Origin of the sequence: Curtobacterium sp. MCLR17_007 (assembly GCF_003234655.2) — a bacterium.
In the GTDB taxonomy this organism is placed as follows: Bacteria; Actinomycetota; Actinomycetes; order Actinomycetales; family Microbacteriaceae; genus Curtobacterium.
Genome location: NZ_CP126271.1, coordinates 1158162 through 1170113, shown reverse-complemented (window position 1 = coordinate 1170113; position 11952 = coordinate 1158162). Strand labels below are relative to the sequence as shown.

Below are 11952 nucleotides of genomic sequence, written 5' to 3'. Positions count from 1 at the left end.
CGGTCGTCCCGACCTGCGTGGCCGTCCCGACCTGCGTGGTGGCCGTCACGTCGCGACCGCTTCTGCCCACCAGCGGTGGTCGGCGAGCACGAGGTACCAGGCTCGGCCCTCGGCATCGACGAGCTGCAGGCGATGCAGCCGTCGACCGCCCGCTTCCCACCAGCGCACGACCAGGGGCCAGGGTCCGGCCCACGCCGTCACCGCCGCGAACCCCCCGCCGCGGTCGCCGTCGGCGCGGAAGCGCTCGGGTGCACCCGAGAGCACGCCGCGCTCGTCGACGCCCACCCCGGTGCCGTCCGCCGCGATCACGTCGACCGGCCGCGGGCGTTCGAGCACCGTGGCGGGCGGTGGCCCCGGGAGCCTGCCGGGCCACGGCCGGTCGCGCACGGTCGCCAGTGCCCGCTCACCACCCGGCGGGGCGTCACCCCAGGGGACGAGGACGATTCGCTCGGACAGGGTCCGGCCGCCGCCGACGCGCGGACTGACCACGCCGTCGTGTCCGACCATGCCCTGGATGCGCGCGAGCCCGTGGTGCACGCGCTCGTCCGGACCCGACCCCCACAGCCCACGCTCGTGGTTCGCCATGTCGTCGACGGCGACCGGGTCGAGCACGACCGAGGTCACCGGGGCTTCGAGTCCGGTGGGGTCGACCCCGCCCGCGAGCTGCCAGCGCACGCGGTCGACCACGTCGGCGGCGTCGAACCAGCGCGGGTGCGCCCAGGTGCGCTCGAGCAGGATGTCCCGTTCGTCGACGATGCCGACACGGATGGTGGTGGCCACGAGTCCCGCGGCCCGGAGCCGTGCCGCGAAGTCGTCGGCCGACCGTCGGAAGGCGAACGCGACCTGGTCGGCGCGGTCGAGCGGCGGCTCGAACGATGCTTCCACCCGGAGTTCGGGCGGGATGTCGCGTGCTGCGACCTCGCGCGGGTCGCGTCCGGCCGCCAACCGGTGCAGGAACGCCCCGGGGACACCGAACCGGTCGCGGACCTGCTCGTCGCTGAGCCGGGCGAACGCCCCGAGGGTGGTGATCCCGAGCCGGTCCAGCACGGTCGCCAGGTCGGGGTCGCCGAGCACGCCGAGCGGCAGCCCCGCCAGGAACTCCGCCGACGCCGCGACCGGCACGATCCGGACCCGTTCGCCCGGACGCACCGGACGGGCACGAGCGGCCTGCTCCGCCGCGAAGGGGGTGTCCGCGACACCGGCACGGACCATGGGCGCCCCGTGGTCGGCCGCGATGCCCGCCAGGGTCGCCGCCGCCGCACGTTCACCGCCGTAGTACCGCGCCGGACCCCGGGAGCGCAGGGCGAGGGTGCCGGGGCGCACCACCTCGACGCCCGGGACCGCGGCTTCGACCGCGCGGATGACCGGCTCGAACGCGCGGTGGTCGAGGGCGTCGTCGTAGGGCTGCACGACGAGCCCGGGACAGCGCGCCTGGGCTTCACGGAGCCGGATGCCCCGGGCGACGCCCTGCTGGCGGGCCGACGCCGAGCTGGCGAACACCAGGCCCTTCGCCACCACGGCGAAGGGCTGCTCCGGTGGGCAGCCGGCAGCGCGGGCGGCGGCGATCACCGGCCAGTCCGGGCACCAGAGCACGATGGTGCGGGTGGGTGGCGGTTCCGGCAGCGCCCCGCCACGGGCGATCGCGTCGGCGCGCACACGCCCCTGGGCGATCACGACGCCACCGCCACGGGTCGCATGCCACGTTCGTCGCCCCGCTCGACACCAGCGACACCCGAGCCACCCGAGCCGACCGAGATGTCCGAGACACCCGAGCCGCCGCCGGGCAGCGCCACCGGTGCCACGGTCGCTGCTCGGACGGCACCGTCGGCCGCCGGCAGGAGCAGCTCGGTGCTGATCGGACGCATGGCTCCCGCTCGCCCGGTCGCCGTCACGGTGGCGCGCCGTTCGGTCAGGTGCCCGTGCCCCTGCCCGATGCCGCTCCACGTCGACGCGGTGACCCGCAGCGTGACGTCAGCCCCCGGCCACGAGCCGAGTGCGACGAGGGCTCCGCCGCGCTGCCGCAACCGCGCCGAGAGCCGCGCGACGTCACCGGGCACGATCCGGCCGAGCGGGCGGGTCAGGACGATCTGGGCGACGTCGGCCATCGCCGCCGTCACGGCGAGCCACTGGTCACCCGGGTCGGGCACCAGGACGAGTCGTTCGAGGTCGATCCCCGCGGCAGCCGCGGCCTCGACCCCGAAGGACGGCACACCCACGACCGCGCACCACGCCCCCGCTGCCGATGCCGCCTGCAGCATGGTCATCGCGAGCAGCACCGACTCGGGCACCGCGTACGTGCCCCCGGCGCGGATCGCCCCGCCGGGCAGCAGCGGTTCGAGTGCCGGCGCCGTGGGGAGCCCGGCGGTGTCGACCCGGGTGGACTCCATGTCCGAGACACGGGACCGCAGCGACGTGATCCGGTCGAGCGCCGCCCGGGCGTCCCCCAGGTGGTCACTGCCGCGTGCAGCACGCGCCGACGCAGCACGCACCGGCGCAGCACGCCCCGGCGCAGCACGCCCCGACGCAGCATCGCTCCGCCCGCCCCGTTCGGAGTCGGGCGACCGGAGTGCCGCCGCCGTTTGCATGCCCTCATATTCGAACATGTGTTCGATGATGTCAATCGGGTCTGACATCCGCGGACAACCCGGTCGAACACGCGTTCGAAACCGGATGCCCGCGACGGGTCACCAGCGGGCGACGGCCCCCAGACTGCCGAGGACCGAGCGCGTCTTCGTCTCGACCTCGGTCGCCTCGTCCGCCGCGACGGACGACCAGGTCACCGCCCCGCCGGCTCCGAGCGTGCGCGAGACCGCGGACCCCGCAGGACCGACCACCGTCACCAGTGTGCGGATCACCACCGACAGGTCGACCGCCCCGCTCGCCGAGAAGTACCCGATCACGCCCGAGTAGACCCCGCGCGGCGCGTCCTCGAGCCGGTCGGCGATCGCCATCGCGCTGGTCTTCGGCGCCCCCGTCATCGACCCCGGTGGGAACGCCGCCCGCACGACCTCCGCCCGCGAGGTCCCCTCCGGCACCCGCGCACCGATCGTCGACACCATCTGGTGCACGCTGGCGTACGTCTCGACGTCGCACAGGCGGTCGACGTGCACCGACCCCGGCACCGCCGTCCGCAGCAGGTCGTTCCGCATGAGGTCCACGATCATCACGTTCTCGGCCCGGTCCTTCACGCTCGCCGCCAGCTCCGCCCGGACCGTCCGGTCCGCCACCGGGTCCGGGGACCGTCGGCGAGTCCCCTTGATCGGCTCCGCCAGCACCGTCCCGTCCGCCCCGATCCGCAGGAACCGCTCCGGCGACCGGCTGGCCACACGCAGCGGGCCGAGCCGCAGGTACGCAGCGAACGGGACGGGGTCGACCGCCCGCATCCGCAGGTACTCGGCGAGCTGCGGGTCCGCGTCGGAGTCGACCAGGGCCTCCCGTCCGGCCACCGGCAGGGTGAAGACGGTCGTGAGACACACCTGGAAGGCGTTGCCCTCACGGATCTCGGCGCGGCACGCGTCGACCGAACGCTCGTGGGCGGCGCGCGTGACGCGACCGGTCGCCGCCACACCGGTCGGGAGGCTCGTGGTGCCGACGGTCCCGCTCGGAACGGTCGGCGGACCGGTCACCGACTCGAGCCACGCCTGGTTCGCCGACGTCGCCGCCGGTTCCGCGTCGCTCACCAGGGCGAGCGCCCACGCCGCGCCGTCGTCGCGGACGACGACCGCCCGGTCCACGAACCACAGCTCGGCGTCGGCGTGTCGCCGGGCGGTCCGGTCCGCACCGCCCGACTCACGGCCGAGCTCGTAGCCGAGGAACCCGACCCAGCCGAGCGCGAAGCCGAGTCCGGGGAGTGGTTCCTCGAGTGTCGGCGTCCGGCACAGCAGGTCGCGCAGCACGGCGAAGGCGGGGCGGTCCTCGGAGCGGCTCGGGCCGAACCACGTCGCGGCGGCCGTGGGCACGTCGAGCACCGCGCGCCGTGCCTCGTGCCGGAACCGCGTGGCGAACGGGCCGTCGCACGGCGCCAGGACGGACCAGCGTGCTCGGTCCCGAGCGCGTGGCGGGGCCCCCGCGGGCAGGGCCGAGTCGAGCCAGACGAACTCGCCGTCCTGTCCGACGGCGAGCGCCTCGAGGTCGACCGCGTCGAGCCGACGCGACGCGATCCGCGGGGTCAGACCGCCTGGATCGTCCACGAGGCGGGGTGCGACGCACCGGGTTCGAGCACGACGAGCCCCCGGTCGTGTCCGGCGTTGAACGCGTCCGGGGCGCACGTCATCGGTTCGACGGCCAGTCCGACGCGGTGGTACTCGGGCACGACGTGGTCGGCGGTGTGCACCTGGGCCCACGGGCAGTCCGTGCCGAAGAGCATCCGAACGCCGTGACCGTCCGCCGCCGTCAGCGTGATGGTCGCGGTGCCCTCGGCGTCACGGTCGAAGCCGGTGAAGGCATGGTCGATGAACCGGGTGCCGATCGGCGTCGCCGTGCGCAGGTCGAACTCGTCGTGCACGGGGACCAGGTCGGTCGGCATCAGACGGTCGGGCGTGACCTCGAGCACCTCCGCCGCGGGCAGCGTCAGCGCCCAGTCGTCGACCGTGCCGGCGCCCGCGACCAGGTACGGGTGCGGACCGGTCCCCCACGGCGCCGGACGGTCGCCGGTGTTCGTGCCGGTGACCGTCGTGTGCAGCCCGTCGGCGTCGATCCGGTACTCGACCCGGACGACCACGCGGAAGGGGTAGCCCTCCTGCGCCTGCACGGTGGTGCTGAGCACGACGCGGTCGGCGGCGACGGACTCGACGTCGAAGTCCGTCCAGGCGGCCAGTCCGTGCAGCGCGTGCGAGCGCTTCGGCTCGGTGAGCGCGAGCTCGTGCTCGTCGCCGTCGAACGTGTACCGGCCGTCGACGACGCGGTTCGGCCACGGGGCCAGCACGGCGCCGCGGAACGCGGGACGGACCTGGTCGGCGTCGAAGGGCACGACCAGGTCACGGTCGTCGTGCTGCAGGGAGCGGAGCGTCGCCCCGACGGTCGCGATCCGGGCGGTGGAGCCGGCGGCGGAGATGGTCAGCTGCGTGCCGGACAGCGGGGCGTCGGTGCTCATGCGCTCAGCGTAGCGGCGCGCGGGTGCGTCACAGGCGCAGCGCGAGTGCGTTCGCGGTCAGGCCTGCCGCCGTCCCGCACAGCAGCACCGTGTCGCCGCGGCGCACCCGGCCGTCGTCCAGGCACGTCGCCAGCGTGTACGGCACCGAGGCGGAGACCATGTTGCCGTACTCCGCGACCGCGTCGACGTAGGCGCCGTCGGGGATGCCGACCCGGCGCATCGCGATGCCGAGCGCTCCGCTCGCCTGGTGCGGCACGACCAGGTCCAGGTCCTCGACGCCGATCCCGGCCGCGGTGAAGAACCGCTCGAAGAACCCCGGCAGGACCCGGAGCATGCCCATGAGCGCACGACGGCCGTGCATGTCGAAGCGGTAGTCGGCCGGGTCGCCGTCGGCGTAGTCCTGGGCCGGGAACCGGGAGAGGCCACCGCGCAGCTCGGTGTCGTGCGCGTGTGCTGGCCAGGTCTGCTGCAGGCTGGCCAGGACGCCGGGGCGGACGTCGACGTCGGGGAGGACGTCGACGTCGGGGCGCGCGTCGACGTCGGGGCGGTCCGCAGGGGTGGCCCCGGCGCGGCTCACCACGACGGCGGCCGCCGCGTCCGAGAACAGTTCCCAGGACTCCCGCTCCGCCGGGTCGAGGAACCGTGACCCGACGTCCCCCGACACGATCAGGACGTGCTCGTACACCCCGTCGGCCAGGTAGCGCGACGCGATGTCGAGCGCGGTGATGAAGCTCGTGCAGGTGGAGTTCACGTCGAAGGCCGCGGCGCGTGCCCCGGGGGCGACGCGTTCCATCACAAGGGCAGCCGTGCACGGGATCGGTTGGACGCCAGCGGCGCACGCCGCGATCACACAGTCGACGTCGTCCGGTCCCAGGTCGGCCCGGCGGATCGCCCGGTCGGCCGCTGCGACGAGCATGTCGAGCTGCGACACGTCGTCCGCGACGCGGTAGCGCGTGGCGGTCCCCGACCGGGTGGCGAACGTCACGGTGTCGTCGGGCAGGTACGTGCCCCAGCCGGTGATGCGACAGGTCTTCATGGTCCCCCCAGGTGGTGCGGTCTCGGTGCGAGCAGGTCGACGCCCGTCGGGTGTGCGTCGTGGCTGAACGCCAGGCGCACACCGGCACGCTCGGCGTCGAGCAGCGTCCGTGCCGTCCGGGCCTGGGCGTCGGCGTCGTGCGCGACGGCGCGTGGCACCGCGCGGATCCGGTGTTCCTGCCCCAGCAGGTCGCGGCCCCAGGCCGCGTCACCGGCCACCAGCACCCGGTCCTCCACCAGGGCGCCGAGGTGCCCGTCAGCGTGCCCCGGCAGGTCGACGAGCAGGTACGACCCGTCGTCGAACAGGTCAGCGGTGTCCAGGCCGAGCGGACCGGGTCGGAACGCCGATCGGGGGACGACGTGGACGGGTCCCGGACGTGCCGCCGTCGGCAGGAGACCGCGCAGCACCCCCTCGCGCACGCGGGGACGCTGCATCGCTCGGTGCACCGCCTCGGTGACGACCAGCGTCGCGTGCGGGAACGACCGCAGACCGCCCACGTGGTCCGGGTGCAGGTGCGAGAGCACCACGTGCGTGACCGTCGCGGGGTCGAGCTGTTCGGCGACCGTCGCGCCGGGCGGCACGTCCGGCGGCAACAGCCGGCGGTACGCCCACCCGGCGGCACCGGTCCGCCAGGGGTGCTCGGCGTAGCCGGTGTCGAACAGCACCCGGCGGTCGTCCGCCTCGTACAGGAACACCCCGGCGGGGAACACCCGCCGCTCGCGCGGAGCCCCGCGCAGCAGCTGGTGCATGCCGTGCGAGGTCGTCCCGCCCGCGAACGCGCGGAGGCTACCCACGTCGGTGCTCCGCGTAGCTGGCCAGGCTCGCGTCGAGCGTGACGGCCGGCGCGTACCCGAGCACGTCACGGGCACGGCTGATGTCGAGCGTCTGCGAGTGGGTGATCGTGGACACGGTGTACCGCGTGACGGGCGGCTCGGGGCGGCCGGGGAGCACACCGCAGACGGCCTCGAGCGCGGCCGCGATCCCGTACACGGCACCGGCGGGCAGCGGACGATGCCGCAGCGGCAGGCCGAGACCGGTCAACAGCTGGTCGAGCAGCTCGACGAACGGCCGCGGGTCGCCGTTCGTGACGTTGAACGCGCGACCCTGCGCCTCGGGCACCTCGACCGCCAACCGGACGGCGAGCGCCACGTTCTCGACCGCCGTCAGGTCGACGAGCCCCCGACCGCCGTGCAGGAGCGGGACCCCGACGCGCTCGTGCACCCGCAGCAACCGCGGGACGAGCGCCGGGTCCCCGACGCCGATGATCCCGCGCGGGCGCAGCACGACGGTCTCCGGGCCCGTCGCTGCGCGGACGAGGGCCTCGGCGTGCAGCTTCGACCGGATGTAGTGGTTCATCGGGCGGCTCGGGTCCACCTGGTCCTCGCGGATCGCCAGCCGGTCGCGCGGGGCGGCGTAGATCCCCGGGGACGAGATGTGCACGAGCCGACGTGCTCCGACACGGCGTGCGTACCCCAGCACCCGTGCCGTCCCGGTGACGTTCGCGTGCTCGAACTCCGCCCACCGGCCCCAGGGCGAGGACAGCGCGGCACAGTGCACCACCACGTCGACGGGTCCGGTGTCGGGCGCGCCAGCGCGTCCCAGATCGTCCAGGTCCCCCACGAAGGTCGGCCCGTCCGGGAGCGCCTCGGCACGGCGGCCGGCGGCGACGACGACGTACCCGTGTGCGCGGAGGTCCCGGACGACGTACCCGCCGAGGAACCCGCTCGCGCCCGTGACGAGTACCCGCTCCCCCATGCCGACGATCCTAGGGGGCGGGTCCCCTAGGCTCCGGTCGTGCGGATCGCCCTGGTCACCGACTACTACCTGCCGACGCTCGGCGGCGTGCAGACCGCCGTCCGGGCGCTCGCCGAGAGCCTCCGGAGCGCGGGCCACGACGTCACGGTGTTCTGTCCCCTCGCGACCACGTCCACCGACCCGGGGGTGGTCGGCCTCCCGGTGTCCCCGGTGTTCCGCCCCGACGGCTACCCGTTCGCCTGGACACCGGCCCGGGTGCGGTCCGTGCTCCGGCGCGAGTTCGCCGCGCGTGGGATCGACGTCGTGCACACCCACTCCGAGATGTTCGCCGCGCTCGGCGGCGTCCGCGCGGCCGATGACCTGGGTCTGCCGGTGGTGCACACCATGCACGGTCGCATCGACGTGTACACGCAGCACGTGCTGCCGCTCCCCGGCGTGACGACCGCGCTGCTCGCACGCCTGCACGGTGGTCAGGTGAGCCACGCCGGCATCACGGTGGCGGCCGACTCCGCGGACACCGCGACCCGGGCTGCCCGGCGGATGTGGCGGGTGATGCTCGCGCAGTCCCGGGCGAGCGACCACGTCGTCGTGCCGTCCGCGCACTTCGCCCGGCGACTCGTCGACCGCGGCGTACGCACCCCGGTGTCGGTGGTGTCCAACGGGCTCGAGCCGTCCGTGCTCGCGGCTGTCGGCCCCGGTCACGTGCGCCTGCTGCACGCGGGCGATCCCTTGCGCATCGTGTGGGTGGGGCGGCTGTCCCCGGAGAAGCGTCCGGAGGTGCTCGTCGACGCCGCGCACCGGTTCCCCGACGGCGTGGAGGTCCACGTGTACGGCGACGGGGTCGCTCGGTCGGCGGTGCGCCGAGCCGCTCGGGACACGCCGGTCGTCCTGCACGGGGCGGTGTCGCACCGACAGGTCCTCCACGCGATGCACGACGCCCACCTGCTGGTCTCGAGTTCGTCAGGCTTCGACAACCAGCCGATGGTGATGCTCGAGGCGATCGCGTCCGGACTGCCCGTCGTGCACACCGACCCGGACCTCGCCGAGGTGGTGCCGGAGCACGGTGGCTTCTGCCCACCGACGCCCGACGCCGACGGTCTGGTGTCCACGATCCGCCGCCTGCGTGCGGACCCGGCCCTGGTCACGACGGCCAGTCGCGCGATGGTCGCGGCGCGCAGCCGGGTGGAGCAGCAGACCCGGGCGATCGTCGAGGTCTACGACCGTGTGGTCGATGACCGTCGAGGCGGAGAACGACGAAGCCCCACTGACCGGTGATCAGCGGGGCTTCGTCTGGGTCGAGCTATGTTGTTTGGGTGGATCTGAGGGGACTCGAACCCCTGACCCCCTGCATGCCATGCAGGTGCGCTACCAGCTGCGCCACAGACCCATGCGGACACTTTCCCGTGTCCGGCACTTTCGTTCCCCTGGTCTCCCAGAGGCACCAGTGCAGCGTACACCATCGTCGACCCCGGGGAGGAAATCGATGCCGTCCCCCGGGCGCGTCGGGGGCTCGCTACGCGGAGTGCTCGGCGGTCGCTGCGTCGGCACCGATCTCGAGCGAGATCGTCGGGCAGTCCGACCAGAGCCGCTCGAGCGAGTAGTACTGCCGGTCTTCCTCGTGGAAGACGTGCACGACGACGTCGCCGAAGTCGATGAGGACCCACCGACCTTCGCTGCGGCCTTCGCGACGGAGCGTCTTCGCACCCGCCTGGAGCATCCGGTCCTCGACCTCATCGGCGATGGCCATCACGTTGCGCTCGTTGCGCCCGGTGGCCAGCAGGAACACGTCAGTGAGCTGCAGGGGGCCCGTCACGTCGAGTGCGACGAGGTCTTCGGCCTGCTTGGCGTCAGCCGCGCGAGCGGCGACCTGCGTGAGTTCCAGTGCGCGAGAGGAGGCGGTCACGGAGTCCTTCCGGTTGTCGTCCAGCACTCTGCCGGACGCGACACGATCATAGGCCACGCCACCGACGGCGGCGAGGGAGGGCTCAGGGGTGACCGGACGGACCGGTCAGGACCCGAAGAAGTTCGTCGACACGAGCGCGACCACGATGACGGCGGCTGCCGCGACGCAGATGCCCCCGACGGTGATGAACAGGATCATCGGCGCGCGGGACTCCTTGGGCTTTGCCGCAGCGAGCACCACCTGCCGCGTCGACGTGTGGCTCGACACCGCGCGGCTCGCCCGCACCGGGCTGGCGTCCGTCTCGGGCTGCTCGTCGTGCTGCTCGAGCAGACGGTCGACCTCGGCGCCGTCGATCGGCCGGTGCGACCCGGTCGAGGACAGCGACGCCGGCAGGTCGATCGAGCCGGTCAGGATGACCTCGCCGGTCGCGTTGAGCGCACCGGTCGGGTCGGCGAGGGCGGAGTTCGGCAGGATGATCGCGTTCGTCCGGGTCTCGGCGACGCGACGGGTACCGGTCTCCTCGTCGTGGACCTCGGTGTCGTTCGAGTCGTGCGCCTGGGTGGACCAGTGTCCGACGGGCGGCTCGAACGCGGTGGTCAGCGGCTTCGGCTCGGCTGGACGACGGAAGGCGACTCCGGGCGCCTCGGCCTGGACCGGGACCTCGTTGGTGTCGTCGTCGCTGTCGTCGACGTCACCGTCGAGCACCAGGGGGAACACGCCGGGAGTCGCAGCCGCGGGGGCAAGGCCGCTGTCGTCGGACGTGTCGGGTGCGGGTGACGGCTGCGTGTCGTCGTCGGACTGCGGCGCCCAGGTGGACCGGTGCCGGCGGGGTTCCTCGGCGTGCGCGGCCGCGGTCTCGAGCGGTTCGATCGCGTCGGGCGACCCGTCGGCCGACGTGGCCTGCTCGACGGCAGCCGGGTCGAGCTCGGTGACCTCGGCCGCCGGTTCCTGCCAGTCCGACGGAGCCACGACGGGGTCCGATTCCGGCTCCGGCTCGGGCGGCGTCGGCGGGTTCATCGGTGTCGACGCGTCGGGGACCGGGACGGCCGGCGCGCGGTTGCCGGCGAAGCCGGACGGTGCCGTGGGCGGCGTGGTGGCGCCATCGTCGTCGTGCAGGGACGCGACGGTGCCCAGGACGTCCTGCACGGTGCGGTCCGACGACTGCGGGGTGGGGTTCTGGAGCGGGACCGGACGGACCGCCTGGCCCTCGGCCTCGCGCATCAACCGGATCTGCCGACGGGTGAGCCCGCCGGTGCCGGGGACGATCTCGGTCGCCGAGGCGGGCGGCAGGTCGGGCACGCCCTGCGGGACGGGTGCGATGGCCACCGCACCCGGGGCGGACTCGGGTCGGCCGGACGTCTGGGACGGGGCCGCACCCACGGGCGCCACGTGGGACCCCGGTCGGCGGCGGCCGCTGTCGGACGAACCGGTGGCCGGTGCTGCGACGGTCGGGGGTGGGGTCGCGGGCTGTGCGCCTGCCGAGGCGGCGCGCTCACGCTCGCGCGCCTGGCGCCGCGACAGTGGCGGCTGCGCGTCGGACGGCGGCTGCGCGTCGGACGGACTCATGCAACGCTCCGATACAGATGGTGCTTGGTGATGTACTGGACGACGCCGTCCGGGACCAAGTACCACACGGGGTTCCCGCGTCGCACCCGTTCGCGACAATCGGTCGACGAGATGGCCAGCGCCGGGACTTCGAGCAAGCTTACGTCGCGCTCGGGGAGTCCGGTGATGCTCAGGTTGTGCCCCGGACGCGTGACCGCGACGAAGTGCGCGAGGTCCCAGAGCCCATCATGGTCCTTCCAGTCGACGATCTGCTGGACAGCGTCTGCGCCCGAGATGAAGACGAGCTGAGCGTCAGGACGCTGTTCGTGCAGGTCCTGCAACGTGTCCACCGTGTAGGTCGGACCCGGACGGTCGATGTCGACGCGGCTGACCGTGAACATGGGGTTGGACGCGGTCGCGATGACCGTCATCAGGTAGCGGTGTTCAGCGTCCGTGACGCCCGACTTCATGTAGGGCTGTCCGGTGGGGACGAACACCACTTCGTCGAGGTCGAACGACTTGGCGACTTCGGACGCCGCCACGAGGTGACCGTGGTGGATGGGGTCGAACGTGCCGCCCATCACACCGATGCGGGGCCGTCCCGAGCTCTCGAGCATCGAG

11 protein-coding genes and 1 tRNA gene are annotated in these 11952 nt (G+C 73.7%); 1 reads left to right on the top strand and 11 read right to left on the bottom strand.

What is annotated here, in order from left to right; genetic code table 11:
• Positions 1 to 45 precede the first annotated feature (45 nt).
• From DEJ13_RS05660 to DEJ13_RS05630, 7 genes are all read right to left on the bottom strand, one after another.
• Positions 46 to 1674 (bottom strand): DNA polymerase Y family protein, encoded by a 1629-nt coding sequence (locus tag DEJ13_RS05660; RefSeq protein ID WP_111106975.1) that lies wholly within the window; start codon positions 1672 to 1674, stop codon positions 46 to 48.
• Complete coding sequence (imuA', locus tag DEJ13_RS05655) at positions 1671 to 2489, bottom strand: DnaE2-dependent mutagenesis accessory factor ImuA' (RefSeq protein WP_181437037.1); 819 nt, start codon at positions 2487 to 2489, stop codon at positions 1671 to 1673. The genes DEJ13_RS05660 and imuA' overlap by 4 nt, the downstream gene beginning before the upstream one ends.
• 195 nt (positions 2490 to 2684) lie before the next feature.
• Positions 2685 to 4190 (bottom strand): anthranilate synthase component I family protein, encoded by a 1506-nt coding sequence (locus tag DEJ13_RS05650; RefSeq protein WP_181437036.1) that lies wholly within the window; start codon positions 4188 to 4190, stop codon positions 2685 to 2687.
• Positions 4169 to 5092, bottom strand: a complete 924-nt coding sequence (locus tag DEJ13_RS05645) for an aldose 1-epimerase family protein (RefSeq protein ID WP_111106973.1) — start codon at positions 5090 to 5092, stop codon at positions 4169 to 4171. The genes DEJ13_RS05650 and DEJ13_RS05645 overlap by 22 nt, the downstream gene beginning before the upstream one ends.
• Positions 5093 to 5120: 28 nt before the next feature.
• Positions 5121 to 6128: a 3-oxoacyl-[acyl-carrier-protein] synthase III C-terminal domain-containing protein gene (locus DEJ13_RS05640; RefSeq protein ID WP_111106972.1), complete on the bottom strand. Its 1008-nt coding sequence runs from the start codon at positions 6126 to 6128 to the stop codon at positions 5121 to 5123.
• The gene (locus DEJ13_RS05635; RefSeq protein ID WP_111106971.1) at positions 6125 to 6922 is read right to left on the bottom strand and encodes an MBL fold metallo-hydrolase; all 798 of its coding nucleotides are present in this window, start codon (positions 6920 to 6922) and stop codon (positions 6125 to 6127) included. The genes DEJ13_RS05640 and DEJ13_RS05635 overlap by 4 nt, the downstream gene beginning before the upstream one ends.
• Positions 6915 to 7883 (bottom strand): NAD-dependent epimerase/dehydratase family protein, encoded by a 969-nt coding sequence (locus DEJ13_RS05630; RefSeq protein ID WP_111106970.1) that lies wholly within the window; start codon positions 7881 to 7883, stop codon positions 6915 to 6917. Before DEJ13_RS05630 ends, DEJ13_RS05635 begins: the two co-directional genes overlap by 8 nt.
• A gap of 39 nt (positions 7884 to 7922) precedes the next feature.
• On the opposite strand from DEJ13_RS05630, the gene DEJ13_RS05625 reads away from it, so the two are divergent.
• Entirely contained in the window at positions 7923 to 9158 is a 1236-nt protein-coding gene (locus DEJ13_RS05625) for a glycosyltransferase (protein WP_111106969.1), read from the top strand.
• A gap of 39 nt (positions 9159 to 9197) precedes the next feature.
• On the opposite strand, the gene DEJ13_RS05620 is transcribed toward DEJ13_RS05625, so the two are convergent.
• The 4 genes from DEJ13_RS05620 to nadD form a co-directional block, all read right to left on the bottom strand.
• Positions 9198 to 9270: transfer RNA gene (locus DEJ13_RS05620), tRNA-Ala, on the bottom strand.
• A 126-nt stretch (positions 9271 to 9396) separates the two neighbouring features.
• Complete coding sequence (gene rsfS, locus DEJ13_RS05615) at positions 9397 to 9786, bottom strand: ribosome silencing factor (protein ID WP_056123738.1); 390 nt, start codon at positions 9784 to 9786, stop codon at positions 9397 to 9399.
• Between the two features lie 105 nt (positions 9787 to 9891).
• Entirely contained in the window at positions 9892 to 11352 is a 1461-nt protein-coding gene (locus tag DEJ13_RS05610) for a hypothetical protein (protein ID WP_111106968.1), read from the bottom strand.
• Positions 11349 to 11948, bottom strand: a complete 600-nt coding sequence (gene nadD / locus DEJ13_RS05605; protein WP_082517867.1) for a nicotinate-nucleotide adenylyltransferase — start codon at positions 11946 to 11948, stop codon at positions 11349 to 11351. The genes DEJ13_RS05610 and nadD overlap by 4 nt, the downstream gene beginning before the upstream one ends.
• Positions 11949 to 11952 lie beyond the last annotated feature (4 nt).

Coding starts and splice junctions, on each gene's coding strand:
- DEJ13_RS05640 (WP_111106972.1), bottom strand. CDS start 6,128: ATGAAGACCTGTCGCATCACCGGCTGGGGCACGTACCTGCCCGACGAC.
- DEJ13_RS05645 (WP_111106973.1), bottom strand. CDS start 5,092: ATGAGCACCGACGCCCCGCTGTCCGGCACGCAGCTGACCATCTCCGCC.
- DEJ13_RS05630 (WP_111106970.1), bottom strand. CDS start 7,883: ATGGGGGAGCGGGTACTCGTCACGGGCGCGAGCGGGTTCCTCGGCGGG.
- nadD (WP_082517867.1), bottom strand. CDS start 11,948: ATGCTCGAGAGCTCGGGACGGCCCCGCATCGGTGTGATGGGCGGCACG.
- DEJ13_RS05610 (WP_111106968.1), bottom strand. CDS start 11,352: ATGAGTCCGTCCGACGCGCAGCCGCCGTCCGACGCGCAGCCGCCACTG.